Consider the following 24,870-nt stretch of genomic DNA (forward strand, 5'->3'; position numbering starts at 1 on the left):
TGGGCTTTTTTTTTCGCCTGCCGACGCGGGCGAATTCAACTTACTTCAACTCAGCTAGCCAGGTTCGGCGAGCGCGTGCGCAAATACTCGTCGAAGTCTTTCGACACTTCCGGATGGCGCAGCGCGAATTCCACCGTCGCCTTCAGATAGCCGAGCTTGCTGCCGCAGTCGAAGCGCGTGCCGTGGTACTTGTACGCGAGCACTTGTTCGTCCGACAGGAGCGACATGATGGCGTCCGTCAGTTGCAGTTCGCCGCCCGCGCCGGGCTTGATCGAGCGGATGTGATCGAAAATGCGGGGCTTCAGCACATAGCGGCCGACGACGCCGAGGTTCGACGGCGCAACGGCCGGTTCCGGCTTTTCGACGATACCCGAGAGCTTGAAGATGTTGTCTTCCCACTCCTTGCCGTCGATGATGCCGTAGGACTTCGAATCTTCCGCCGGGATTTCCTCGACGCCGATCACCGAGCTGTGATAGTGGTCGAAGACTTCGATCATCTGCGACATCACGGGCGGCTTGCCGTACAGCAAGTCGTCCGCGAGGATCACGGCGAACGGGTTGTCGCCGACGAGCTTTTCGGCACACAACACCGCGTGGCCGAGACCGAGCGCTTCGGCCTGACGCACGTAGAAGCAATCGACATGGCTCGGCTTGATGCTGCGCACGAGTTCGAGCAGCTTGTCCTTGCCGCGCGCTTCCAGTTCGGCTTCGATCTCATAAGACTTGTCGAAGTGGTCTTCGATCGCGCGCTTGCTGCGCCCGGTCACGAAGATCATTTCGGTGATGCCGGCGGCCATTGCCTCTTCCACCGCATATTGAATCAGCGGCTTGTCGACGACGGGCAGCATTTCTTTCGGGCTCGCCTTGGTCGCGGGGAGGAACCGAGTGCCGAGACCCGCGACGGGGAAAACCGCTTTGGTAACTTTTAGCATGTGATAACCCTGATCCTCTTAATCATTTGGAACGTCGAGCAGTTGGGCGAACGGACGAACATCCCCGATCACGCGGCGATGCTACTTCACGACAGCCCAATCAGACAGGCAGCCGCAAAATTTGCGCCCGAAGCTTCTCGATAGTGGTTTCGTATTCTGCCAGCCTTTTTCGCTCCTGTTCAACGACGGCGGGCGGCGCTTTTGAAACAAAGCTTTCATTTCCGAGCTTCGCGTTACATTTGCCTGCTTCGACAGTCAGGCGGTCTACTTCCTTCGTGAGACGCTCGCGTTCGGCGGCGACATCGATCTCCACCTTCAGCACGAGTTTGTTCGCGCCGACGATCGCCACCGGCGCACCTTCCGCTTCGGCGTCGAGCGCGGCTTCGTCGTCGATGATCTTCACTTCGGCAAGACGCGACAGTGCGGCGACGTACGGCGCAAACGTATGGAGACGCGCGGCGTCGCCATGTGCGAGCAGCGGCACCTTCACCGCGGGCGACAGGTTCATTTCGCCGCGCAGATTACGGCATGCGTCGATGACAGCCTTGAGTTCGGACGCCCACTGTTCCGCCGTTTCGTCGATCTTCTTCGTCTCGGCGCGCGGATAGGCCTGCGTCATGATCGACAACTCGCCTTCCTTCGTGCCTTCGGGCAAAACGTCGGTCAGCGGCGCCACCTTCTGCCACAGCGCTTCCGTGATGAACGGGATGATCGGATGCGCGAGCCGCAGCACCGTCTCCAGCACGCGCAACAGCGTGCGGCGCGTGGCGCGCTGCTGCTCGGGCGTACCGGCCTGGATCTGCACCTTCGCGAGTTCGAGATACCAGTCGCAGTATTCGTCCCAGACGAACTTGTAAATTGCGCTCGCAACGTTGTCGAAGCGATAGTCCGCGAAACCCTTTTCGACTTCCGCTTCGACGCGCTGCAGGAGCGACACGATCCAGCGGTCCGCCTGCGAATAATCCGTGTAGCCGCCGGGGCCGCAATCGCCCGGCTTGCAGTCGCCGGGGTTCGCAAAGCCGCAATCGTGGCCTTCGCAATTCATCAACACGAAACGCGTGGCGTTCCAGAGCTTGTTGCAGAAATTGCGATAACCCTCACAGCGTGCCAGATCAAAATTCACATTGCGACCCAGCGTGGCCATGGAAGCCATCGTGAAGCGCAGCGCGTCGGTGCCGAAGGCCGGGATGCCTTCCGGAAATTCCTTACGCGTTTTCTTTTCGATCTGCGCGGCGGCCTTCGGATTCATGAGGCCGGCGGTGCGCTTGGCGACGAGCGGTTCGAGCTCGATGCCATCCACGATATCGATGGGATCGAGCGTATTGCCCTTGCTCTTCGACATCTTCTGGCCTTCCGCGTCGCGCACGAGGCCGTGCACGTAGACCGTGTGGAACGGCACCTTGCCGGTGAAGTGCGTGGTCATCATCACCATCCGGGCAACCCAGAAGAAAATGATGTCGAAGCCCGTCACGAGCACGGTGGACGGCAGGAATGCGTTCAGTTCCCTGGTTTCGTCCGGCCAGCCGAGCGACGAGAAGGGCACGAGCGCGGACGAGAACCACGTATCGAGCACGTCTTCGTCGCGGCGCAGCGCACCTTCGTAGCCCTTGGCGTCGGCTTCGGCGCGCGCTTCGTCTTCCGTCTTCGCGACGAAGATCTCGCCGTTTTCGCCATACCACGCGGGAATCTGATGGCCCCACCACAACTGGCGCGAGATGCACCAGTCCTGGATGTTTTCGAGCCATTGGTAGTAAGTCGTGGTCCAGTTCTCGGGCACGAACTTGATCTGCCCGCCGCGAACCACGTCCAGCGACGTTTCCGTGATCGACTTGCCCGGATTGAACGTGCCTTCCGGCGCGGCCTTGGTCATTGCGACGAACCACTGGTCGGTCAGCATCGGCTCGATGACCACGTTGGTGCGGTCGCCGCGCGGCACCATGAGCTTGTGCGGCTTCACGGACTCGAGCAGGCCGAGCGCTTCGAGATCTTTCACCACTTCCTTGCGCGCGTCGAAGCGATCCATGCCGCGATATTTCGCGGGCGCGTTGTCGTTGATCTTCGCGTCGAGCGTGAGGATTTCGATCTGCGGCAGCTTGTGGCGCTGGCCGACCGCGTAGTCGTTGAAGTCGTGCGCGGGCGTAACCTTCACGACGCCCGTGCCGAACTCGCGGTCCACGTAGTCGTCCGCGATCACCGGAATCTCGCGGTCGCCAAGCGGCAGCACGACCGTCTTGCCGATCAGATGCCGATACCGCTCGTCTTCCGGATGCACCATCACCGCAACGTCGCCGAGCATGGTTTCGGGCCGCGTGGTCGCGACCGTCAGATGGCCCGAGCCGTCGGGCAGCGGGTACTTGATATGCCAAAGGCTGCCGTTTTCTTCCTCGCTGATGACTTCGAGGTCGGACACGGCCGTGCCCAGCACCGGGTCCCAGTTCACGAGCCGCTTGCCGCGATAGATGAGCCCTTGCTTGTACAAGGTCACGAAGACGTCGCGCACGGCGGCGGACATCTTGTCGTCCATCGTGAAGTATTCGCGCGACCAGTCGATGGAAGCGCCCAGACGCCGTACCTGATTCGTGATGGTCGAGCCGGATTCCTGCTTCCACGCCCAGACGCGCTTCAGGAATTCCTCGCGGCCGAGGTCATGGCGGGAGATTTTTTTGGCGTCGAGCTGGCGTTCGACGACGATCTGCGTGGCAATGCCCGCGTGGTCCGTGCCCGGCACCCACAGCGTGTTTTCGCCGAGCATGCGGTGATAGCGCGTCAGGCCGTCCATGATGGTCTGGTTGAACGCGTGACCCATGTGCAGCGTGCCGGTGACATTCGGCGGCGGCAGTTGAATGGAGAAATTCTTCGCGCCTTCCTGGAAGGTCGGGGCGGAGTAGCCGCGTTTTTCCCATTCCGGGCCCCATTGGGACTCGATGTTCTGAGGCTCGAAGCTCTTCGCAAGCGTGTTGTCGCTCATCGTGAAATCTGCCGAAAAATGCGTGAAAAGTGCGGGGTAATCCCTGATTATAAGGTTCGAGCGAGTCAATCGGACGAATTCGGGGTGGCTTGCGGCCAGGCGCGGATGCCAGGCGCCGGCGACGCCATCGGCGCGGTCTTATAATGGTCGGCCCGCCGCCAGAGACTTTGGCCCGCTTTTCGCCGTCCACCTGCTCCCATGCCCGACCTGCTCGCGAACCTCAACCCCGAACAACTCGCCGCCGTGACGCTGCCCAACGAGCCCGCGCTGATTCTCGCCGGCGCGGGCAGCGGCAAGACGCGCGTGCTCATCACGCGAATCGCGTGGCTGATCCAGCAGGGCTACGCGTCGCCGCCGACCATTCTCGCCGTGACCTTCACGAACAAGGCCGCGCGCGAAATGATGTCGCGGCTCTCGGCGCTCTTGCCCATAGACACGCGCGGCATGTGGATCGGCACCTTCCACGGCCTGTGCAACCGCATGCTGCGCGCGCATTATCGCGACGCGGGGCTGCCGCAGACTTTCCAGATTCTCGATACCGCCGATCAGCTCTCCGCCATCAAGCGGCTGATGAAAGGGCTCAATGTCGACGACGAAAAATATCCGGCGAAGAACCTTCAGTACTTCATCAACAACGCGAAAGAGCAGGGCTTGCGTCCGAAAGACGTGGACGCCACGGACGCCTTCAACCGCAAGTTCGTCGAACTGTACGAAGCCTACGATCAGCAATGCCAGCGCGAAGGCGTCGTGGATTTCCCCGAACTGCTGTTGCGCTGCCACGAACTGCTCGCGTTCAATGCGCCGCTGCGCGCACATTATCAGGCGCGCTTTCGCAATATCCTCGTCGACGAGTTTCAGGACACCAACAAGCTGCAGTACGCGTGGCTCAAGCAGCTCGCGGGCGAGAGCAACGCCATCTTCGCGGTCGGTGACGACGACCAGTCCATCTACGCGTTTCGCGGCGCGAACGTCGGCAACATGCACGACTTCGAGCGCGAATTCCGCGTGCGCAATCTCATCAAGCTGGAGCAGAACTATCGCTCGCACGGCCATATTCTCGATACCGCGAACTTCCTGATCGCCAACAACTCGCGGCGGCTCGGCAAGAACCTGCGCACGGATGCGGGGCACGGCGAACCGGTGCGCGTCTACGAAGCCGCGACGGATTCGCAGGAAGCGGGCTGGATCGTCGAGGAGATCAAGGCGCTCATCAATACGGGTCTCGCGCGCGGGGAGATTGCGGTGCTGTACCGGAGCAATGCGCAGTCGCGGACCATCGAGCACACGCTCGTGAACGCGGGCATTGCGTATCGCGTGTATGGCGGCTTGCGCTTCTTCGAGCGTCAGGAAGTGAAGCATGCGCTCGCGTATCTGCGTCTGATCGACAACCCGAACGACGACACGGCGTTTGCGCGCGTGGTCAATTTCCCGACGCGCGGCATCGGTGCGCGCTCCATCGAGCAACTCGCCGACGCCGCGCGTCTCTACAACTGTTCGATGGCCGCCGCCGTGCCCTACGTCACGGGAAAGGCAGGTTCGAGCCTCGGCGCTTTCGCCACGCTCGTCGCGAAGATGCGCGCCGAAACGCAGCAGATGAGTCTGCCGGAAACGGTCGAATACGTCGTGCGCGCGAGCGGTCTCGCCGCGTTCTACGAGACCGAGCGCGAAGGCCAGGACCGTCTGGAGAACTTGCAGGAAGTGGTCAACGCGGCGGCGGCGTTCGTGAGCGAGGAAGGCTACGGGCTCGATACCCCCGCGCGGTCCGTGCCGCTGCGCCCCGGCGCGACGGCGGCGCCGGAAATCGTGAGCGAGGACGGCGAGATCGAAGTGCTGGACGCGCCCGGCATTGCCGATCCCGCGCAGAACCCCGACACCATGACGCCGCTCGCGGGGTTTCTCTCGCATGCATCGCTCGAAGCGGGCGACAACCAGGCGCAGGCCGGCCAGGATGCCGTGCAACTCATGACCGTACACGCGGCGAAAGGGCTGGAATTCACGGCGGTGTTCATCACCGGACTGGAAGAAGGGCTCTTTCCGCACGAGAACAGCGCGCAGGAAACCGACGGCCTCGAAGAAGAGCGGCGGCTCGCTTACGTGGCGATCACGCGGGCGAAAGAGCGGCTTTATTTGTCGTTCGCGCAGAGCCGGATGCTGCATGGACAGACGCGCTACAACATTCGCTCGCGCTTTTTCGACGAATTGCCCGAAGGCTCGCTCAAGTGGCTCACGCCGAAGATCGAGCCGGGCGCGCGTTGGGGCGGGCGCGCGGATAACGCCGGCTGGGGCCGCGACTGGTTCGCGCGCCCAGGCCAGGAGCGCGGCGGTTCGGCTTACGGCGGTTCCGCCGCGTCCGCACCGGCGTTGCCGTCGTTCGCCAACGAGCAGCGCGCGGCGGAAAGCGGCTTCAAGGTCGGACAAGCGGTGTTCCACACGAAGTTCGGCGAGGGCACGGTGATCGGGCTCGAAGGTTCCGGCGGCGATGCGCGCGCGCAGGTTCGCTTCAAGCGGCACGGCGAGAAATGGCTCGCGCTCGCGGTGGCGAAACTGCAAGCGGTCGAATGACGATGCTCGGCATCATGGCGGCGCTGCCGCAGGAACTGGGCGATCTCGTCGCGCAGATGCATGCGGCGGGCGCAGTCGAGACGGTGACGCTCGGTCAGCGCGAGTATCACGTCGGCCACGCGCATGGCGTGCGCGTGGTGGCGACGCTCGCGCGCATCGGCAAGGTCGCGGCGGCGGCGACGGCGAGCGCGCTCATTCACGTGTTCAAGGTCGATGCGATCGTTTTCACGGGCGTCGCGGGCGGCGTGCATGCAAATGTCCGGGTGGGCGACATCGTCATCGGCGACACGCTCCTGCAGCACGATCTCGATGCCTCGCCGCTTTTTCCGCGCTATGAAGTGCCGCTTCTGGCCCGCTCTCATTTCGCCGCCGATCCCAGCTTTTCCGATGCGCTCGCGCTGGCCGCCGCGAGTTTCATCGTCGATGAGGGCCGCGCGCTTGCCGAGCGCTTCGCGGTGCATGCGCCGCGTGTGCATCGCGGGTTGATCGTAAGTGGCGATCGCTTCGTCGCGAGCAACGAAGGCGTGCTGGCGCTGCGCGACGCCTTGCCCGATGCGCTCGCCGTCGAAATGGAAGGCGCGGCGCTCGCGCAGGTTTGTTTCGAACACGCGGTGCCGTGCGCCGTCGTGCGCACCATCTCGGATAGCGCCGATGCCGCCGCGCCTGAATCGTTCGCGGAGTTTCTCGTGGCGATCGCGGGTGCGTATTCGTCGGGGATTCTGGTGCGGTTTCTTCGGTCTGTGCATTAGCTCCAACTCTCGGGGTTTCCCCTTCTGCCGCCAGACAATTTGCCGCTTGTAATTGAGAATGATTCTCAATACAATGCATCACAAGCGCGGATATCGGCGTGCCGCAAAGAAGCGCGAACCGCTGCTTCGACGACCGCCATCCCGGCCTGATCCGAGACACAGCGCTGCCGTCAGCGCTTATCCGTAGCTTTGCATCGGAGCCGAAGCCGGCGCGAAACCGCCGGCTTCGTCCGACCAACGAGGCCCGAACATACATGACCAACGATTCCATTCCCACTGCCATCGGCTTGACGCGCGAGCGGGGCGGCGTATCCGAGGCAGGCGAAATTCACGAGGCGCGCAACGAATGCGCGGTCGCGGCCAACGCCGCAAAAGTGCTCGAAACCACGCGTCACGCGTGGAGCCAGGCATCGGAAGCACCGAAAGAAGCCGCGCGCCGGTTGCCGCGCGCCACGAAACCGAAAAAGCGGGCCGTGCCGCGACAGTCGCGCTGGCCGAGCCTGGTTGCCGCGCTGAATTACTGGAGTCCGAAACCTCTGTGAATGCCGCCAATCTCTATTCAACGCGCGAGTCGCTTTCATCGTCCGTCCCGCTTCCCGATCTCGGTCTCGATGCCCGCATGTTCGACGCCAGCCGCTTTCCGCTCGTGCGCCTGCGCCGACGCGCCGTCAAGCCGGGCTACGCGTTTGCATGGTGCGCGCAGATGCGCCGCCTGCTTGCGCTCAACACGCCCTTCGTGATCGTCGCCGAGCACGACGCCGATGAAACCGCCGACGACATTCGCCTGCGCACCGCGTGGCTGCGCAATCAGCGCGTGCAACTCGCGGCGTATTGCCGGGGCATCGTCGTGATCGAGCCGCGTATCGAGGCGCGCGCGACCACGCGTGAAGCGCTCCGTCATTCGACCGAGGGCAGCGGCGTGCGCACGGTCGTGGTATCGAGCATGCGCGTGGCCGGCGAACTCGCGCCCGTGTTGCTCAAGCATTCGGGCGAAGCGGCAGCGCCGGTGTCGAAGAGTCGCGCGGTCTGAAACGTACGAAGCGTTCGGAGAGGCGAAGCGCGCCTGAATCGATGACACCGATCAGGGCGCGCCCTGTCTAGCAAGGGTTTGCGGGCTGCTCTATGCTCTGTCTTCGTGATGAAGAGATGTCAACGCGGCCGCCCGACGTGGGCGCATGCGGCGTTGGCGGACGCACAGAGACAAGCACAGCCACGCACTTCGCTCAAAGAGGACGCGCATGCCGACTTACCGAGAAGCGTATCGCCGGTCGATCGAGGAACCCGAGGCGTTCTGGGCCGATGAGGCGCGCCGCATCCATTGGCATACGCCTTTCACGCAGGTGCTCGATGCGAGCAACCCGCCGTTCGCGCGCTGGTTCGTCGGCGGCAAGACCAATCTCTGTCATAACGCGGTCGATCGCCATCTCGCCTCGCGCGCGCAGCAAAACGCGCTCGTGTATGTATCGACGGAAACGGGCATCGAGCGCCGTTATACCTACGCCGAACTGCACGCGGAAGTGAACCGCATGGCTGCCGTCATGCGCTCGCTGCACGTGAAGAAGGGCGACCGCGTGCTCATCTATATGCCGATGATCCCTGAAGCGCTCTTCGCGATGCTCGCGTGCGCGCGTCTCGGCGCGGTGCATTCGGTGGTGTTCGGCGGCTTCGCGGCGCCGAATCTGGCGGCGCGCATCGACGATGCGGAGCCCGCGCTCATTGTCACCGCCGATGCTGGCGCGCGCGCGGGCAAGGTGATCGACTACACGCCGCTCGTCGACGAGGCGCTTTCGCGCGCTGAATTCAAGGTGCCGCAAGTGCTTTTGATCGACCGGCAACTGGCGCCCGAGCGGCTGCAGGCGAGCTATCTCGTCTCCTACGAACCCTTGCGCGAAAAATTTTTCGATGCTCACGTGCCGTGCGAATGGCTCGAATCGAACGAGCCTTCGTACGTGCTGTACACGTCCGGCACGACCGGCAGGCCGAAGGGCGTGCAGCGCGATGTCGGCGGTTATGCGGTCGCGCTCGCGGCATCGATGGAGCATATCTTTCAGGGCGCGCCGGGCGACACCATGTTCACCGCGTCCGACATCGGCTGGGTCGTGGGGCACAGCTACATCATCTATGCGCCGCTGATCGCGGGCCTGACCACGGTCATGTACGAAGGCACCCCGGTCCGTCCGGACGGCGGCATCTGGTGGCGGCTCGTGGAGCAGCATCGCATCAACCTGATGTTCACCGCGCCCACCGCGATCCGCGTGCTCAAGAAGCAGGACCCGGCGCTGATGCAAGACGCCGATCTGTCCAGCCTGCGCACGCTGTTTCTGGCGGGCGAGCCGCTCGACGAACCGACCGCGCAATGGATTCAGAGCGCGCTGAGAAAGCCCGTCATCGACAATTACTGGCAGACGGAAACCGGCTGGCCGATGATCGCGATTCCACGCGGCATCGAGGCGTTGCCCTCGAAGCTCGGCTCGCCGGGCGTGCCGTCGATGGGCTTCAACCTTACCTTGCGCAACGAGGCGACCGGCGAGATTTGCGCGCCGGGCGAGAAGGGCGTGGTCGCGTTGGGTTATCCGTTGCCGCCGGGCTGCATGCAGACCGTGTGGGGCGACGATCAGCGTTTCATCGACACCTATTGGACTAGCGTGCCGAACCAGTTGGTCTATTCGACCTTCGACTGGGGCGTGCAGGACGAGGACGGCTATGTGTCGATTCTCGGCCGCACCGATGACGTGATCAACGTGGCGGGGCATCGGCTGGGCACGCGCGAGATCGAGGAGGCGTTGTCCGCGCATCCGGCGGTGGCGGAAGTCGCGGTCGTCGGCGTGACGGATGCCGTGAAGGGCCAGGCCGCCGCTGCGTTCGTCGTGCTGCGCGATGCAAGCCGTCTCGATGCGCCCGGTGCGCGCGCCGGGCTGGAGGCGGAGCTGTGTCACGCGGTGGATGCGCAACTGGGCGCGATTGCGCGTCCGGCGCGCGTGCTTTTCGTGTCGATGCTGCCGAAGACGCGTTCGGGCAAGCTCTTGCGCCGAGCGATCGCGGCGCTGGCCGAAGGGCGCGATCCGGGGGAATTGCCGACTATCGAGGACCCGAGTGCGTTGGGGTTGGTGAAGGCGGCGTTGGAATCGTGAGCGCGAGCAGCGGGCTTTGAATACGCAAGGGCGCTTGCACCTTCACCGGAACGAACCAAGCTGCATCGCCACTTAAAGCACACCGGGGGCGTGATCTCTCGAAGCATCGACGCGCCCGTTAAAGGGAATTACGGCCTGTTAAACCTCAAGCCCTCACCCGCTCCTCGCTCATCTTAGGCAACATCACCGTCAGCACGCCGATCAACGGCAAGAACGCGCAGAGCTTATAAACGAAGTCGATGCTCGTCACATCCGCGAGATGGCCGAGCACTGCCGCGCCCACGCCGCCCATGCCGAACGCAAAGCCGAAGAAGAGGCCCGCCACCATCCCGACCTTGCCGGGAATCAACTCTTGTGCATAGACCAGGATGGCCGAAAACGCGGATGCCAGCACGAGCCCGATGATCACCGACAACACGCCCGTCCAGAACAGATTCACGTAAGGCATGAGCAGCGTGAACGGCGCGACACCGAGAATCGATACCCAGATCACCGCCTTGCGCCCGACCTTGTCGCCAACCGGCCCGCCGATGATCGTCCCCGCCGCCACCGCCGCCAGAAACACGAACAGGTGAATCTGCGCGCTCTGCACCGACACGCCGAACTTGCTGATCAGATAAAACGTGAAGTAACTCGTGATGCTCGCCAGGTAAAAGTACTTCGAGAACACGAGCAGGACGAGCACGCTCATCGCCATCATGACTTTTTGACGCGGCAAGGAATGATGCGCAGCCTGTCCGCGACCCTTCTTCGTCGCGGGATGACGCTTGTACCAGCGGCCGATATTCGCCAGCACGAACATGGCAACGAGCGCCGCGACCGAAAACCACGCAATGCTGCGTTGTCCGTGCGGAATCACGATCAGCGCCGCAAGCAACGGCCCGAGCGACGAACCCGCATTGCCGCCCACCTGAAAGAGCGATTGCGCAAGGCCGTGCCTGCCGCCCGACGCCATGCGCGCAACGCGTGACGATTCCGGATGAAACACCGACGATCCGCAGCCAACCAGCGCCGCCGCGATCAGCAAAGTGCCGAAGTTGCCCGCCACCGACATCAGCAAGAGACCAGACAGCGTGAAACCCATGCCGACCGGCAACGACCACGGTTTCGGATGCTTGTCGGTGTAGAGCCCGACGAGCGGCTGCAGAAGCGATGCGGTGATCTGATAAGTCAGCGTAATCAGGCCGATCTGCCCGAACGAGAGCGAGAACTCGCTCTTGAACATGGGATAGATCGCCAGGATCAGCGACTGGATCATGTCGTTCAGCAGATGCGCGAAGCTGACCGCGCCCAGCACCGAATACACGGTGCGCTGAACGGCAGGCGTGGTGGCCGGTGACGCGCCCGCAGTCGCGGTACTGGCGACCGACGCGCTGCCCGAAGGCGGAAACGCGCCTTTATCGATACTTGTTTGCATGGTGGATGGCGTAAAACGCGTGGAAAAAACGGTTGTCCCAATTCTTGTATTCGCCTGCGACATTTATGCGCAAGCTGAATTTCTGACAAGTGTAGGCTGTCCGCGAGTCGTTGTCCTGCCAAGGTTCGTCGCGAATCGGACATCGTCGGTGTGTTCTCGGCGGCCACGCGAGAGACGAACGCCCGTACACAATCGGATTAAAGAAAGCCAAATGTTTGCCGTAGACCAGCGATACAGACGTGCCGCGCGATAGACGCGGCCGTCTAGCAAACACTTCGGGGATCAACCATGAAACTGTTCTCGCTACGCGGCGTACGCGCAACGAGCGACGCGGCCTTCCTGCCGGACGCCGCCAGCAACCATCCACGCGCGGCCGATTCCGCCAGGCGAGGGTTGAGCGTCAAGGCGACGCTGCGTCTTGCCTTCGGACTCGTGCTTGCAGGAACGCTTGCCATCGGCGCGATATCGCTGATGCAGATCAGCCGTCTAAACGGCGCGACCGAATCCATTTACACGCAGGGCGTCGTCGCGAGCCGCGCGGCGGAAGAAACGCGTGGCTATCTGCTGCGCGCGAGCCGTTCCCAAAAGATGCTGCTCACCGCGACGACCGCCAAAGAGCGCGACGATCTCGGCGCGCAGATCGAAGAGGCGCTCGCGGCCATCGGCAAGGAACAGGGACAACTCGCGCAATACGTCGATCACGCGGACCAAGACGCACTCGCGCAGCAAAAGCGTTTCGACACGGCGCTTGCCGCGTGGAGTGGCAACGTGCGCGGCTTCGTGAAACTCGTGAAGGAGCAGCCGCTCGATCTTTCGCAGATGAACTGGCAAGTGGGCACGCAGGACATTTCGCTGCTGGTCGAGACCGGCAAGCTCGAAAAGATGGTCGATGAACTCGTCGCGCGGCGCGGCGCGGCCGCAAAGGCGACCATCGATGCCGCCGCGTTCATCTTTCATTCTTCGTTCGTGATGGTCTCCGTGCTGACGCTCGCGCTGCTCGGGCTGGCTATCGCCGTGAGCGAATGGGTCGTGCGGCGGCTCGCGAAACAACTCGGCGGCGAGCCGGCTTACGCGATGGATATCGCGCGGCGCATTGCCTCGGGCGATCTGGCCAATCGCATCGTGCTTGCGCGTCGCGATGACGCGAGCATGCTGGCGGCTTTGTCGGAGATGCAGGCGGGCCTGTCGTCGACGGTTGGCGAGATCGCGGTGAGCGCGCAGGCTATCGCGTCGGCATCGAGCGAGATTTCGACGGGCAATGTCGACTTGTCGCGCCGCACCGAGGAACAGGCGGTGGCGCTCGAGAAGACCGCTTCGAGCATGGAGCAACTCACGTCGACCGTGCGCCAGAACGCCGATAACGCGATGCAGGCGAGCACGCTTGCCAACAACGCGTCGGCGATTGCGGAGAAGGGCGGCGCGGTAGTGAGCCGCGTGGTCGAAACCATGCAGCGGATCGATGCGAGCGCGAAAAGTATTGGCGACATCATCGGCGTGATCGAGGGCATCGCGTTTCAGACCAACATTCTGGCGTTGAACGCAGCGGTCGAAGCGGCGCGCGCGGGCGAGGAAGGGCGCGGTTTCGCGGTCGTGGCGGGCGAGGTGCGCAGTCTTGCACAGCGTTCGTCGGCGGCGGCGAAGGAGATCAAGAGCCTGATCGATACATCGGTGGCGCGCGTGTCGGACGGCTCGTCGTTCGCGCAGGAAGCGGGCGCGACGATGGAAGAAGTCGTGCGCGCGGTGCGGCGCGTGACCGACATCATGGCCGAGATTTCGGCGGCATCGGCGGAACAAAAGACGGGCATCGAACTGATCAGCCACGCCGTCGCGCAGATGGATGCGGGCACGCAGCAGAACGCGGCGCTGGTGGAAGAGGCGGCCGCGGCGGCGCAATCGCTCGACGATCAGGCGAAGGGCTTGAATGCGCTGGTCGGGAAGTTCCAACTTGCCTGATTCGCGTGGCGTCGGGTGACGGTGAAGAAGCCCCTCGACCCGATTTGCACGGCAAGCGCAATCGTTGAGTACGCGTACTCTTCGCGCTTGCTCAAAGTCGCAACCTCAAGCTAAAATCCGCGAACTCGGGCGCCGGCAGGGCGCCCATTCTCGCGAAAGTCATCCACACCTGCCACGCCTTGCAGTCCAAAGCGCAGTCAACGCGCCCGAGTCACGAACCGCAACGTCGAACCTTTTCAGCCGCACGCGAGAACGGCGCAAACAAAGGAACAACGTCATGTGGTCCACATCCTGTCCAATTTCCCCTCCCGCTTCGAATAGCGACTATCTGCGCGAACACGCGCGGCGGCTCTTGCGTCAGGCGCGCGATGGCGATTCGAGCGCCGCGCTGCCCGTGTTGCGACGGCTGCAATCCGCCGACATCACGCGCGCCTCGCGCCTCACCGATCTCCACGCGAAGCGCGACGCGCTGCAACTCAAGCACGTGCTCGCCATGCTCGCCAACGAACTCGGTTATTCAAGCTGGGACGCCTGCAAGAACGATATCGACACAGAACCCGCCGCGCGCATCGACCGATACCGGCTCGATGCCGGCGCGTTCAACGACTTCGAGCGCAACTGGTTCGCCAACGAAGCCGACGCGCTCGCCTGGCAGCGCGCCAACGGCGGCTATCTCGTCCCATATGGCGAGCAGGTCGTGGCTATTCTGAAGCGCGAATAGGAAGGAGGAATCAGATCAGCTCGACTTCTTTCCAGTTCGCGCTGGAAAAGAAGCGGCTGAGTTCGCGCGTGAGTTCGTTCAGCGCGCTCATTTCCGATGGCGCGATCTTGCGCACGTGTTGCGGATGCGTCCAGTCGCCGTAGACGAGCGCGACCGTCGATGCATCCGACTTCACCGGCAGCAGCACGAACGCCTGCGCCTCGCCGAGCGTCTCCTTGTACCAGCGCGGCAAGCGTGCGTCGATACGCGGATCGTGCGCGTTCTCGATAAAGATGCCCACCGGATTCGTGATCGCCAGATGGAACACGTCGGGCTTGAAGTCGGCGGAAAAGTGCAGCTCGGGCAGGATCGCTTCGACGCCGGCGCCAAGTCCCAGCCGCGCTTGGAATTCGTTGTCGGCCTGGCGCACGAATACCACCGCGCGCGACAAGCCGAGCCCCGCGAGCACGGCTTCGGAGGCAAGCGCAAGCACGGGCGCGAGTGCATTCTTCGATGGCAACGAGCGCAAGTCTTCGAGGCTCGCGCCAATGCGCGCTTCCGCCGATATTCCCGCCCGCGCGATGGCATCCGCATTGGCCTGCAGTTCGCTGATCTCCCGCATGACCGAGTCGCCGCCTTCTTCGCTGGCAAGCGCGAGGCTCATCGAGGCGAGCGTCGCGGCGTCGGTGCTGAGCGCGTCGCTATAGCGATTGGCGATATCGACGAGCAAGGACTCGCGGCCGCTCGCTTCGACATGCTGCGCGGTGAGCGCGTCGGCGACTTCGGTCGAATAGTTGGTGACGGCCTGCAGCCAGCGCACGTGCTTCGGCACGTTTTCGTCGGGCGGCGCTTCAGGGTCGCTCGCCTGCATGCCGGCGCGGATCGTCTCGGGCAGGCGCCAGCGGTCGGCCGCTTCCATGCCGATTTCGTCGAAGGTCACGCCGAGCAGCGCGGCGCACGCGTGACTGTCGCTGATGTTGTCCGCCGCCGCCTTGCGCCGCAACTGATCCCACTCGTGTTCGAGATAGAACGCGACGAGCAGCTTGCCGATCTGCCGCATCAGCGTGCAGACCACGGCTTCTTCCGCCGAACGCAGATCAGTGCGCTCGGTGATCTGCCGCGCGACCGCGCCGGAGAGCAAGGTGCGGTTGAGTTCCAGCTTGGCGTCGATACGGCGTGGCGCACTGTGATGAAAGTGATCGACGAGTTTGAGCCCGACCACGAGATGCCCGACGGCGTCCATGCCGAGCACCATCAGCGCGCGCGTGACGGTGGTGATGTTGCCGCCGAAGGCCACGTACATCGCGGAATTGGCGAGACGCAGCACCTTCTGCGTGAGGCCGAAGTCCGACAGCACCACTTGCACGAGGGACGTGAAGTCGAGGTCGTTATCGCTCATCGCGGACACGGTCGTGCGCAGCGCCTGAGACAGCATGGGGAAATCCCCGCGCTCGCTCATGCGCGCCCACAGCTTGTCCATAATTTCGGCCTTGACTGCCATCCGTGATAAGAACCCTTCGTTGCGCGAGGATCGATTCCAATCGGCCCTCGCAGCCTTCTTTCTCATGACGTGTCGTTCGATTAGAACACGAACACGCCTTCTCTCATAATGTCTCGTGCAGCACCAGCGAATGCGACTGGAACGACGACGCCAGCTCGTCGGACGGCAGCGCGCGGCTGATCAGCCAGCCTTGAATATGGTCGCAGCCCATCTCGGCGAGCAGGTCGCGCTGCTCCTCGGTTTCGACGCCCTCGGCGACGAGTTCCAGCCCGAGCGATTGTGCGAGCCCGACCACGGCGCTCACGATCGCACGATTGTTGCGCGACGTAATCAGGTTCTCGACAAAGCTCCGGTCGATCTTGAGCTTCGACAAGGGAAACCGCTGCAGATAGGCGAGGCTCGAATAGCCGGTGCCGAAGTCGTCGACGGCGAAGCGAATGCCCACCGAAGTCAGCGCTTCAAGCAGGCAAGTCGCTTCCTCGGGATCGCGCATCAGAACGCTCTCGGTGATTTCGAGCACGATGCGGCGCGCGTCGATGCCCGTCAGCGCCAGCGCTTCCTTGACCGCCGAGGCAAAACGCTTGTCCCGGAACTGCTGCGGCGACACGTTGATCGCCACGTAATCCAGCCGGATGCCGATGGCGTCCCACTGCGCGAGCTGCATGCACGCCGCCTTCAACACCCAGTTGCCCAGATAGTTGATGAGACCGATGGACTCCGCGAGCGGAATGAACACCGTCGGCGGCACGAGCCCGTGCAGCGGATGATTCCAGCGCATCAGCGCTTCCACGCCGACCACCGCGCCCGTGCGGATCTTCGTGATCGGCTGGAAGTACAGCGAGAATTCGCCGTTGCGCACCGCTTCGTAGAGCTCGGCTTCCAGCTTGAGGCGTTCGGCGTCGGCGGGGTCGTCGTCGGGTGCGTGGAACACGAGCGTGTTGCCGCCCGCGGCCTTCGCCTGCGCGAGCGCGTGATCGGCCATGCGCAACAGGCTCGCCTGAACGCCGTGCTTGCCGTTGCGCTCGACGGGCTTGTCCGCGAGCGCGGCGTGATCCGGGTACATCGCAATACCCACGCTCGCCGACAAATGCGTATGCTGCCCGCGATGCCGATACGGCTGCGCAATCGCGTTGAGCAGACGCTTGCCGTGGCTTTCGGCGGCTTCGAGCGTGGTGCCGGCGGGCAGCAGCACGGCGAACTCGTCGCTCGCAATGCGCGCCACGCGCTCGCCCGGCGCGACGGTGTGCTGAATGCGCCGCGCCGTCTCGCGCAACATGTCGTCGCCGGTGTCGTAACCGAGCGCGCGGTTGATCCGCTGATAATCGTCGATATCGAGCACGAGCAGCGCCGCCTGCGTGCGCGTGAGTTCGGCTTCGGCTTGCGCTGCGCTCATGGCGGTATCGAGCGCGGCGGCGTTGTCGAGTCCGGTGAGCGCATCGTGATGCAGCGCGTGTTGCAGCGAATCCTCACGCTCGCGCCAGTGCGATACATCGAACGCGGCGAGCGCGAAGCCCGGCGTGCCGAGCGCGGCGGTGGACATGAGCCGCAACTCGACGCAGATCGGAATGGTCAACGACTTCACCACGTTGAGCGTCGCCGATTCGAGCTTGCCGCTCGCTCGCGCGCGAGCAATGAGCGCGTGCAGTTCGTCGGCTTCCTCGGACGGCACGAGATCGTGCAGCGTCAGCATGCTCAGATAGTCGCGGTGATACCCGATGAACTCGATGCTCGCGTCCGACACCTGCCGGAAGCGCAGGGCATCGTCGAGTTGCGCGAGGAAATCGACCGCGCCGAGCGCCAGCATGAGCACCGACTGATCCTTGTCGAAGCCATGCGCCGCGACTGCGCTCGAAGAAGCGGGCGCGCGTGCTTGCGTTTGTGCTTCCGGCTGTACCGGCTCTTTTGCCTGCGCTTGCACGGCGGCGACGCCGGGCGCGGCGCTCACGGCTTCGCGGCGGCTCGCCATAGCGCTTCGCCATGCGCGGCCGAGCGCATCGCGAACGATGCGCCACGGTGCGCGGCGGGAGGCGGTGATCCGATTCGCTTGCATGTTGTGGTCGAGTGGTGCGTGGCGCCGGTGTTCCGCAGCCGAATAAGCAACGGCGAGGGGACACTGCGGCGCTCGAAAACGTCTTGCGGACGCTCTCGTCGGGTACGTGCCGGCACACGCGCGACACGTTCTATCAGGCGAGTTATCGGCCCATGGGACGGTTTCTTTAGCTGGAGCGACGGTGCCGCGCTGTATGGCCTAACGCGTCGAGGTTATTTGTCGTACAAAACTTGCGTATCATGCCACCTTCGATGGCACCTTCGATGGCACCTGCAGTGCCGGCGGCGATGTCCGCTTGCAAGACCGTTGACCGTCGACCGGAAAATTCGCTTGAGTTGTTCAATCCCATGACCCACCATAGATTGCCGGCTCGCCTCGTTTGCGAGGCAGCGTGCTGGGCACTTCCGAGCTTCCCGTCATGGCCGATTCCCCGCTAAAGCCCGCGCCCTCCCGGCGCGAACACAGTGTCTATGTCGGCCGTCAACCCATTCTCGACGGCGACGGCGCGCTGGCTGCCTACGAATTGCTGTTTCGCGACAGCCCCGACAATCGCGCCCGCATAGCGGACGACGTGCAGGCCACCGCGCACGTGGTGGCGCGCACGGTCGGCGAGATCGGCGTGTCGGCCGTGCTGGGCGATCATCCCGGCTACGTCAACATGAGCCGCGAATTGCTCTTCGACGACATTGTCCACATCATGCAGCCCGAGCGCTTCGTGCTCGAATTGCTGGAGAGCATCGAGTTCGACGAGTCCATCTTCCGGCGCTGCGGCCAGTTGCGTAACGCAGGCTTTCGCCTGGCTCTCGACGATGTCATCCGTCTGGACGACGCGCTCCTTGCCGCGCTGCCATCCGTGGATATCGTCAAGATCGATCTTCTGTCCACCGACCGCGCGCACTTGCCGAAGCTCGCCACGACGCTCAAGACGCGCGGCAAGTTGCTGGTCGCCGAGAAGGTCGAGACGCTCGACGACTTCAAGGAAGCCAAGCGCCTGGGTTTCGACTTCTTTCAGGGCTATTTCTTCGCACGGCCGCAAGTGCTCTCGGCAAGGCGCGCGAGTCCGGCGCGCGGTGCGCTGCTGCGGTTGCTCGCCGTGCTCGGCGGCGACCCGGCCTTGCGCGAGCTCGAGACCGAACTCAAGCGCAATCCGGACATCGTCGTGCAACTGCTGCGTCTGGCCAATTCCAGCGCGCATGCGCGCGGACGGCGCGTGTCGTCGTTGCGCGAGGCCATCGCGTCGACAGGCACACGTCAGTTGATGCGCTGGACCCAACTGCTGCTCTACGCGGACGGCAGCGGTCTGCCGTGGCGCTCGGACCCGCTCCTCCAACTCGTGGGCACGCGCGCGCGCTTCATGGAACTTGCGGCCGGCGTGCTGCGCCCGGATGACGAGCCTTTTGCCGATGCCGCCTTCATGACGGGCATCTTTTCGCTCGTGCATGTCGTGCTCGGCATGCAGCCGGAAGAAATTGTCGATAAGCTTCACCTCACGGCGGAGATCCGCTCGGCGATCCTCGAAGGCGAGGGCGCGCTCGGTGCGCTGCTGGCCATCGCGAAAGCGGCCGAACAGGGCGATGCCGCCGCGATCGATGCAAGCCGGCTGGCCGATCCCGCGCTCGCGGAACTCACGCCCGCCACGCTCTCGCAAATGCAGGTCGAAGCGGCGGCGTGGTTCACCGAGAGCCGGCTGGATCAGGACGAGGCGCAAGGCTGAGGCGCTTGCCGCTCGTCTCGCGACATTTTTGCTGCCCTCAAGCGGAGTGCATATGAAGAAAAAGATTCTGGCGACCGTCGCCGGCCTGGCCGCCGCAACCGCGGCTTGCGTGGCCGTGGTGTATTCGACTGCCGCGAGCGCCACGCTCAAACCGGGCGACGCCGCGCCGTCGTTCGTCGCCCAGGCATCGCTTGGCGGCGATGTGTATCAGTATTCGCTCGCCGACGCGCTCAAGAAAGGCCCCGTCGTCCTGTACTTCTATCCGGCGGCGTTCACCAAGGGCTGCACGATCGAAGCGCACGAATTCGCCGAGGCGGTCGATCAATACAAGGCGCAGGGCGCCACCGTGATCGGTGTGTCGCACGACAACATCGACACGCTCAAGAAGTTTTCCGTGAGCGAGTGCCGCAGCAAGTTCCCGGTCGCGGCGGATGAAGATTCGAAGATCATCCGCTCCTACGACGCCTCGCTGCCCATGAAGAGTTCGATGGCCAATCGCGTGTCCTACGTGATCGCGCCGGACGGCAAGGTGATCTACGAATACACGAGCCTTTCGCCGGATCAGCATGTCGCGAATACCTTGCAGGCCTTGCGTGACTGGAACGCAAAACACAAGGCGCAATGAGCTTGTCGTTCCGTATTCGTCGTTCAAAGAACAAGGTGTGAAGTCAGATGCCGATCGTTGTCGCACTCGCGGTTCTCGTCGCGCTCATCTATGGCGCGGTCTGGTCGTTCAACGCGCTGCACGCGCACTTCGGGCTTGCTGTCGCAGTCGGCGTGGCGGTGGTGGCGACCGCGGCAATCGCGGCGGGCGTCGCTTACTGGCTCGCGCGGCGCCGTGAGGTCGCGGCGAACATTCCGCGCTCGGCTGGTGGCGACTGGACTCACGAACTCAAACGCGACTGGGGCGGCTTGCGGCTTGCCGCGGGCAAGCGGCTCCTGGAAGTGCGCGTGGGCGAAGCGACGGGCAGCTATATCTTTGCCGATCTGCGCGGCGCGCGCGAGGAGCAGGGCAACGCGGTCGTCCTCACCGTCGCGGATTCGAAACATCCCGAATGGCGTCTGCCCATCAGCGATCCGGCCGATGCTCGCAAGTGGACGCGCATCCTCACGCTCGCCACGCGCCAAAAGCTTTAGTCATGACCAAGCGGCTATTGCGTGTGATAGCCGAGATCGCCGCGCACCTTGCCGCGAAACACCCAGTAAGACCAGATCACGTAGATGATGATGACCGGCAGCAGGAACATCGTGCCGATCAGCAGAAACTGATGCGATAACGGTGCGGCCGATGCGTCCCACAGCGTCACCGAAGGCGGCGCAATGAACGGCCACAAGCTGATCACGAGCCCGGTGAACGCGAGAAAGAAGAGGCCCACGGAGCACAGAAAGGGCAGCACTTCGCGGCCTTTTTGCAAGCTCGACCACAACGTCCACGCAAGGAGCGCGGTCAACACCGGCACGGGCGTGAACGCTAAGCTCTGCGGAAAGCCGAACCAGCGCGCCGCGATGCGCGCATCTTTCAGCGGTGTCCACAGGCTGATCAGCAAGATGAACGCGATCACGCCGAGCAGCGCATGACGCGCCATCTTGCGACCCCACGCTTGCAACTCGCCTTCGGTCTTGAGCACGAGCCAGGTCGAGCCCTGCAACGCATAGCCGAAGATCAGCCCGACGCCGACGAGTAGCGGAAACGGCGCCACCCAGTTCCAGCTCGTGCCGGCGTACTGCCGGCCGTGGATCGGAAAGCCCTGGATGAACATGCCGAGCACCGTGCCTTGCGCGAAGGTCGCGACGAGCGAGCCGTAGCCGAACGCGCCATCCCACAGCCATCGGCGCGCGCCCTCGACCTCGCGGAATTCGAACGCGACGCCGCGAAAGATCAGCCCGAGCAGCATGAAGAGAATCGGAAAGTAGACCGCCGGCACGATGATCGCGAAGGCCAGCGGGAACACCGCGAACAAGCCGCCGCCGCCGAGGATCAGCCAGGTTTCGTTGAAGTCCCACACCGGCGCGACGGAGTGGATCATCAAGTTGCGTTCGTCGGGATCGCGGCGCAGCAGGAACAGCATGCCGACGCCCAGATCGAAGCCGTCGAGCAGCACGTACATGAACACGGCCAGCGCGAGGATGGCGGCCCACAAAGGCACGAGATCGAGCATCGCGGTCTCCTGTTGACTTGTTATGGGCGATGCGGCGGGACGACGTCGTCGCGATTCGCCGTGCGCGCGCCGCCGTCGCCGCCTGCCGTGACCGCGGATACCGCCGACAGCGGCCGCGCCGCGCGCGTCTTCGTATCGAGCGATTCGTTCTCATGGTCACGCGACGCGTCGGTCGGGCCGATGCGCACGAGCCGCCGCAACAGCACGAAGCCCGCGCCGAAGATCACGAGATAAGCCAGCATGTAGAGCGCCCAGGACAGGCCGACGTCGGCGGTGGTGAGCGAGGGCGTGACGGAATCGCGCGTGCGCAGGATGCCATACACGGTCCACGGCTGACGGCCCGCTTCGGTGGTGGTCCAGCCCGCGATCACCGCGATGAAGCCGAGCGGCATGGCGAACGTCGCGCAACGCAGCCAGCGCGTGCTTTGTTCCAGCTTGCCGCGCGCGAACAGCACGATGCCCGACAGCACGAGCGCGAACATCAGAAGCGCGATCCCGACCATGATGTGAAAAGCGAAAAACACCACGGCGACAGGCGGGCGGTCTTCGCGCGGAAAGTCCTTCAGCCCGCGCACGACTCCGTTCGGATCGTGCGTGAGGTAAAGGCTGCCGAGCACGGGAATCGAAATCTCGAAGCGGTTGCGCTCTTCCTTTTCGTCGGGAATGGAGAAGAGATTCGCGGGCACGCGCGAGCCGGTTTCCCACAGACCTTCCATCGCCGCGAGCTTGGCGGGCTGATATTTGAGCGTGTTCAGACCGTGCGAATCGCCGATCACCATCTGGATCGGCACCATGATGATAAGAAAGATCAGCGACATCTTGAGCATCACGCGACTTTCCTCGACAGCGCGTTTTTGCCGCAGATACATGGCGCCGACGCCGAGAATGACGAAGCCCGTCGTGACGAGGAACGCGCTCACCGTATGCCCGAGCCGGTACGGAAACGACGGCGTGAAGATCACGTCGAAGAAGCTCACCACTTCGAAGCGGCCGTCCGGCAACATGCGATGCCCTTGCGGCGTCTGCATCCAGCTATTGACGGCGAGAATCCAGAACGACGAGATGACCGTGCCCGCCGCGACGAAAATCGCGGACATGACGTGCGCCCATTGCGGCACGAGCTTGCGTCCGAACAGGAGCACGCCGAGAAACGCCGATTCGAGGAAGAACGCCGTCAGCACTTCGTAGCCCATCAGCGGGCCGACGACATTGGCGGTGGCATCGGAGAAACGGCTCCAGTTGGTGCCGAACTGAAACGGCATGACGATGCCCGACACCACGCCCATGCCGAACGACACCGCGAAAATTTTCAGCCAGAACGCGGACAGGCGCCGGTAGACATCGCGCTTGGTGATCCACCAGTTGAATTCGAGCGTCGCGATGAAGCACGACAGGCCGACCGTGAACGCGGGCAGCAGTATGTGGAACGCGACGACCCAGGCGAACTGGAAACGTGAAAGCAGGACCGAATCGACATCCATGAGCGCTCCTTTTGTGTTTCTGTAAAGGGCGGGGCGAAGGGTGCACGGTCGCACACTGGTGGCGCGCGCTCCATTAATACACGGTTTTACATCGCTCGGCACGAGGAGCGAAAAGCCTTGCTGCACCAAATCGGTATAATTACGGTCTGCTTTCGCCGCGTGGACGACCGCGCGCGCTTCTTGTTACCGGGGACGGCCCCGTTCCTTCGAGGAAGTCACCATGTCCTGGATTCTTCTTTTTATCGCCGGTTTGCTCGAAGTGGCATGGGCCGCCGGGCTCAAGTCATCGGAAGGCTTTACGCGGCTTTGGCCGTCGGTGTTCACGCTGGTGACGGCCATCGGCAGCTTCGTCTTGCTTGCCATGGCCATGCGCCAGTTGCCGCTCGGCACCGCTTACGCTGTTTGGACGGGAATCGGCGCGGTCGGCGCGTTTATTTTCGGCATCGTGTTTCTGGGCGAGGCGTTGACGGCGGCGCGTATCGGCAGCGCGGCGCTGATCGTCGCGGGGCTTGTCGGACTCAAGCTCTCGTCCGGGCATTGACGCGCTGTTGCACCGGCGCCACCGCAATGGTCGCCGGTGCGAGCGGCAGCGCACTTCGGGCGGCATTCGCCGGATGCCTTGCTGCACCGCTTCCTTTTGCATGGATATAATGGTCTGAAGGCATTTCCGATTTTCAGCAATCTCCGATTGCAGATAACATCACTCGGCGAGCCGCACCGTTTTATCTTTCCGCCTGCGTCACGAGGCTTTTTTCGATATCCTCGTTGATATGGGCGGCTTCTTCCGGCATCCGGGCTGGAAAGAAGCGACGTTCAGACCGGCGCACACGGTTGGCCGGGTTGCTGGCGCACCAAGGAGGCGGCAATGCTTGAGTCACTTTCGCTCGCTGCGGGCCTGTCATGGGCGAGCGGGTTGCGCCTGTATCTCACGGTCTTTATCGCGGGTCTGTTCGAACGCATCGGTCTCATCCATCTTCCTGATTCGCTCGCGGTGCTCGGTTCGCCGTGGGTGATCGGCGTGGCGGCGGTGCTCGCCGTCGTCGAATTTCTCGCCGACAAGATTCCCGCGCTCGATTCGCTGTGGGACGCCATTCACACGTTCATCCGCATTCCGGCGGGCGCCGTGCTCGCCGCCGGCACGCTCGGTCATGCCGATCCGGCCATGCTCACCATCGCGGCGCTGGCGGGCGGAACGCTTGCCGGCGCCTCGCATTTCGCCAAGGCGGGCACGCGCGCGCTGATCAATCTCTCGCCCGAACCGGTGTCGAACTGGGCGGCATCCGCGACGGAAGACATCGGCGTGCTGCTCGGCATCACGCTCGCGCTCTTCGTGCCGGTGCTGTTCCTCGTCATGCTGATTGCGTTCCTGGTCATCGCCGGTTGGGCGCTGCCGCGCCTCGTGCGCGGCGTGCACGGCGGCATATCGCGCATGGCCAAGCACATGCTGCCCGGCAGCGGCGCGCCGCAAACGTCGATCACGAGCCTGCGGAGCAAGCACGATTGAGCACCGCGGCGCGCAACGACTCCACTCCCTCCAAGGCCGCGCTCAAAGC

Annotated in this window: 19 protein-coding genes; 12 read left to right on the plus strand and 7 right to left on the minus strand. The window is 63.7% G+C overall.

Annotation, left to right across the window (positions count from 1 at the left end):
- Nucleotides 1-50: 50 nt before the first annotated feature.
- Together galU and P9292_RS31300 are read right to left on the minus strand one after the other, a co-directional pair.
- Nucleotides 51-932, minus strand: a complete 882-nt coding sequence (galU, locus tag P9292_RS31295) for a UTP--glucose-1-phosphate uridylyltransferase GalU (RefSeq protein ID WP_244825674.1) — start codon at nt 930-932, stop codon at nt 51-53.
- A gap of 100 nt (nt 933-1,032) precedes the next feature.
- Nucleotides 1,033-3,900: a valine--tRNA ligase gene (locus P9292_RS31300; RefSeq protein WP_309962846.1), complete on the minus strand. Its 2,868-nt coding sequence runs from the start codon at nt 3,898-3,900 to the stop codon at nt 1,033-1,035.
- Between the two features lie 198 nt (nt 3,901-4,098).
- Here P9292_RS31300 and P9292_RS31305 point away from each other — a divergent pair, with 198 nt between their 5' ends.
- The 5 genes from P9292_RS31305 (at nt 4,099) to P9292_RS31325 (ending at nt 10,342) form a co-directional block, all read left to right on the plus strand.
- Nucleotides 4,099-6,462: a UvrD-helicase domain-containing protein gene (locus tag P9292_RS31305; protein ID WP_244825671.1), complete on the plus strand. Its 2,364-nt coding sequence runs from the start codon at nt 4,099-4,101 to the stop codon at nt 6,460-6,462.
- Nucleotides 6,459-7,211, plus strand: a complete 753-nt coding sequence (locus tag P9292_RS31310) for a 5'-methylthioadenosine/adenosylhomocysteine nucleosidase (RefSeq protein ID WP_309962848.1) — start codon at nt 6,459-6,461, stop codon at nt 7,209-7,211. The genes P9292_RS31305 and P9292_RS31310 overlap by 4 nt, the downstream gene beginning before the upstream one ends.
- A 254-nt stretch (nt 7,212-7,465) precedes the next feature.
- Nucleotides 7,466-7,753: a hypothetical protein gene (locus tag P9292_RS31315; RefSeq protein ID WP_309962851.1), complete on the plus strand. Its 288-nt coding sequence runs from the start codon at nt 7,466-7,468 to the stop codon at nt 7,751-7,753.
- Complete coding sequence (locus tag P9292_RS31320) at nt 7,750-8,241, plus strand: hypothetical protein (protein WP_309962854.1); 492 nt, start codon at nt 7,750-7,752, stop codon at nt 8,239-8,241. The genes P9292_RS31315 and P9292_RS31320 overlap by 4 nt, the downstream gene beginning before the upstream one ends.
- 145 nt (nt 8,242-8,386) lie before the next feature.
- Nucleotides 8,387-10,342, plus strand: a complete 1,956-nt coding sequence (locus P9292_RS31325) for a propionate--CoA ligase (protein WP_284507734.1) — start codon at nt 8,387-8,389, stop codon at nt 10,340-10,342.
- Between the two features lie 145 nt (nt 10,343-10,487).
- On the opposite strand, the gene P9292_RS31330 is transcribed toward P9292_RS31325, so the two are convergent.
- Nucleotides 10,488-11,759, minus strand: coding sequence for an MFS transporter (locus P9292_RS31330; RefSeq protein ID WP_250509257.1), 1,272 nt, complete (start codon nt 11,757-11,759; stop codon nt 10,488-10,490).
- A 288-nt stretch (nt 11,760-12,047) separates the two neighbouring features.
- Between P9292_RS31330 and P9292_RS31335 the strand changes: the two genes are divergently transcribed.
- Nucleotides 12,048-13,712 carry a methyl-accepting chemotaxis protein gene (locus P9292_RS31335; protein ID WP_309962856.1) on the plus strand — a complete coding sequence of 555 codons (1,665 nt, stop codon included), beginning with the start codon at nt 12,048-12,050 and terminating at the stop codon, nt 13,710-13,712.
- 277 nt (nt 13,713-13,989) lie between these two features.
- On the plus strand, nt 13,990-14,433 hold the full coding sequence (locus tag P9292_RS31340; RefSeq protein ID WP_250509255.1) for a hypothetical protein: 444 nt from the start codon (nt 13,990-13,992) through the stop codon (nt 14,431-14,433).
- Nucleotides 14,434-14,443: 10 nt separating this feature from the next.
- On the opposite strand, the gene P9292_RS31345 is transcribed toward P9292_RS31340, so the two are convergent.
- Together P9292_RS31345 and P9292_RS31350 are read right to left on the minus strand one after the other, a co-directional pair.
- Nucleotides 14,444-15,913, minus strand: a complete 1,470-nt coding sequence (locus P9292_RS31345) for an HDOD domain-containing protein (RefSeq protein WP_309843636.1) — start codon at nt 15,911-15,913, stop codon at nt 14,444-14,446.
- A gap of 103 nt (nt 15,914-16,016) precedes the next feature.
- The gene (locus P9292_RS31350; RefSeq protein ID WP_309962858.1) at nt 16,017-17,963 is read right to left on the minus strand and encodes a bifunctional diguanylate cyclase/phosphodiesterase; all 1,947 of its coding nucleotides are present in this window, start codon (nt 17,961-17,963) and stop codon (nt 16,017-16,019) included.
- A 418-nt stretch (nt 17,964-18,381) separates the two neighbouring features.
- On the opposite strand from P9292_RS31350, the gene P9292_RS31355 reads away from it, so the two are divergent.
- Genes P9292_RS31355 through P9292_RS31365 form a run of 3 tightly spaced genes read left to right on the plus strand, consistent with a single transcriptional unit; the run spans nt 18,382 to nt 20,814 of the window.
- Nucleotides 18,382-19,677, plus strand: a complete 1,296-nt coding sequence (locus P9292_RS31355) for an EAL and HDOD domain-containing protein (RefSeq protein WP_244825657.1) — start codon at nt 18,382-18,384, stop codon at nt 19,675-19,677.
- A gap of 52 nt (nt 19,678-19,729) precedes the next feature.
- Nucleotides 19,730-20,302 carry a peroxiredoxin gene (locus P9292_RS31360; RefSeq protein ID WP_250465207.1) on the plus strand — a complete coding sequence of 191 codons (573 nt, stop codon included), beginning with the start codon at nt 19,730-19,732 and terminating at the stop codon, nt 20,300-20,302.
- Nucleotides 20,303-20,349: 47 nt separating this feature from the next.
- Nucleotides 20,350-20,814 carry a hypothetical protein gene (locus P9292_RS31365; protein ID WP_309962860.1) on the plus strand — a complete coding sequence of 155 codons (465 nt, stop codon included), beginning with the start codon at nt 20,350-20,352 and terminating at the stop codon, nt 20,812-20,814.
- A gap of 14 nt (nt 20,815-20,828) precedes the next feature.
- Here the strand turns inward: P9292_RS31365 and cydB are convergent, their stop codons facing one another.
- Nucleotides 20,829-21,836: a cytochrome d ubiquinol oxidase subunit II gene (gene cydB / locus P9292_RS31370; protein ID WP_309962862.1), complete on the minus strand. Its 1,008-nt coding sequence runs from the start codon at nt 21,834-21,836 to the stop codon at nt 20,829-20,831.
- 20 nt (nt 21,837-21,856) lie between these two features.
- Nucleotides 21,857-23,317, minus strand: a complete 1,461-nt coding sequence (locus P9292_RS31375) for a cytochrome ubiquinol oxidase subunit I (RefSeq protein ID WP_250465204.1) — start codon at nt 23,315-23,317, stop codon at nt 21,857-21,859.
- 220 nt (nt 23,318-23,537) lie between these two features.
- Here P9292_RS31375 and sugE point away from each other — a divergent pair, with 220 nt between their 5' ends.
- Entirely contained in the window at nt 23,538-23,858 is a 321-nt protein-coding gene (sugE, locus tag P9292_RS31380; RefSeq protein WP_309843626.1) for a quaternary ammonium compound efflux SMR transporter SugE, read from the plus strand.
- A 324-nt stretch (nt 23,859-24,182) separates the two neighbouring features.
- Nucleotides 24,183-24,821, plus strand: coding sequence for a DUF4126 domain-containing protein (locus P9292_RS31385; protein ID WP_244825650.1), 639 nt, complete (start codon nt 24,183-24,185; stop codon nt 24,819-24,821).
- Nucleotides 24,822-24,870 lie beyond the last annotated feature (49 nt).

The organism is Caballeronia sp. LZ001 (assembly GCF_031450875.1).
Lineage (GTDB): Bacteria > Pseudomonadota > Gammaproteobacteria > Burkholderiales > Burkholderiaceae > Caballeronia.

Excerpts from the sequence above, each read along its gene's own strand:
- galU (WP_244825674.1), bottom strand. The coding sequence starts at position 932 with ATGCTAAAAGTTACCAAAGCGGTTTTCCCCGTCGCGGGTCTCGGCACT.
- P9292_RS31300 (WP_309962846.1), bottom strand. The coding sequence starts at position 3,900 with ATGAGCGACAACACGCTTGCGAAGAGCTTCGAGCCTCAGAACATCGAG.
- P9292_RS31305 (WP_244825671.1), top strand. The coding sequence starts at position 4,099 with ATGCCCGACCTGCTCGCGAACCTCAACCCCGAACAACTCGCCGCCGTG.
- P9292_RS31310 (WP_309962848.1), top strand. The coding sequence starts at position 6,459 with ATGACGATGCTCGGCATCATGGCGGCGCTGCCGCAGGAACTGGGCGAT.
- P9292_RS31315 (WP_309962851.1), top strand. The coding sequence starts at position 7,466 with ATGACCAACGATTCCATTCCCACTGCCATCGGCTTGACGCGCGAGCGG.
- P9292_RS31325 (WP_284507734.1), top strand. The coding sequence starts at position 8,387 with ATGCGGCGTTGGCGGACGCACAGAGACAAGCACAGCCACGCACTTCGC.
- P9292_RS31330 (WP_250509257.1), bottom strand. The coding sequence starts at position 11,759 with ATGCAAACAAGTATCGATAAAGGCGCGTTTCCGCCTTCGGGCAGCGCG.
- P9292_RS31335 (WP_309962856.1), top strand. The coding sequence starts at position 12,048 with ATGAAACTGTTCTCGCTACGCGGCGTACGCGCAACGAGCGACGCGGCC.
- P9292_RS31340 (WP_250509255.1), top strand. The coding sequence starts at position 13,990 with ATGTGGTCCACATCCTGTCCAATTTCCCCTCCCGCTTCGAATAGCGAC.
- P9292_RS31345 (WP_309843636.1), bottom strand. The coding sequence starts at position 15,913 with ATGGCAGTCAAGGCCGAAATTATGGACAAGCTGTGGGCGCGCATGAGC.
- P9292_RS31350 (WP_309962858.1), bottom strand. The coding sequence starts at position 17,963 with ATGCAAGCGAATCGGATCACCGCCTCCCGCCGCGCACCGTGGCGCATC.
- P9292_RS31355 (WP_244825657.1), top strand. The coding sequence starts at position 18,382 with ATGGCCGATTCCCCGCTAAAGCCCGCGCCCTCCCGGCGCGAACACAGT.
- P9292_RS31360 (WP_250465207.1), top strand. The coding sequence starts at position 19,730 with ATGAAGAAAAAGATTCTGGCGACCGTCGCCGGCCTGGCCGCCGCAACC.
- P9292_RS31365 (WP_309962860.1), top strand. The coding sequence starts at position 20,350 with ATGCCGATCGTTGTCGCACTCGCGGTTCTCGTCGCGCTCATCTATGGC.
- cydB (WP_309962862.1), bottom strand. The coding sequence starts at position 21,836 with ATGCTCGATCTCGTGCCTTTGTGGGCCGCCATCCTCGCGCTGGCCGTG.
- P9292_RS31375 (WP_250465204.1), bottom strand. The coding sequence starts at position 23,317 with ATGGATGTCGATTCGGTCCTGCTTTCACGTTTCCAGTTCGCCTGGGTC.
- sugE (WP_309843626.1), top strand. The coding sequence starts at position 23,538 with ATGTCCTGGATTCTTCTTTTTATCGCCGGTTTGCTCGAAGTGGCATGG.
- P9292_RS31385 (WP_244825650.1), top strand. The coding sequence starts at position 24,183 with ATGCTTGAGTCACTTTCGCTCGCTGCGGGCCTGTCATGGGCGAGCGGG.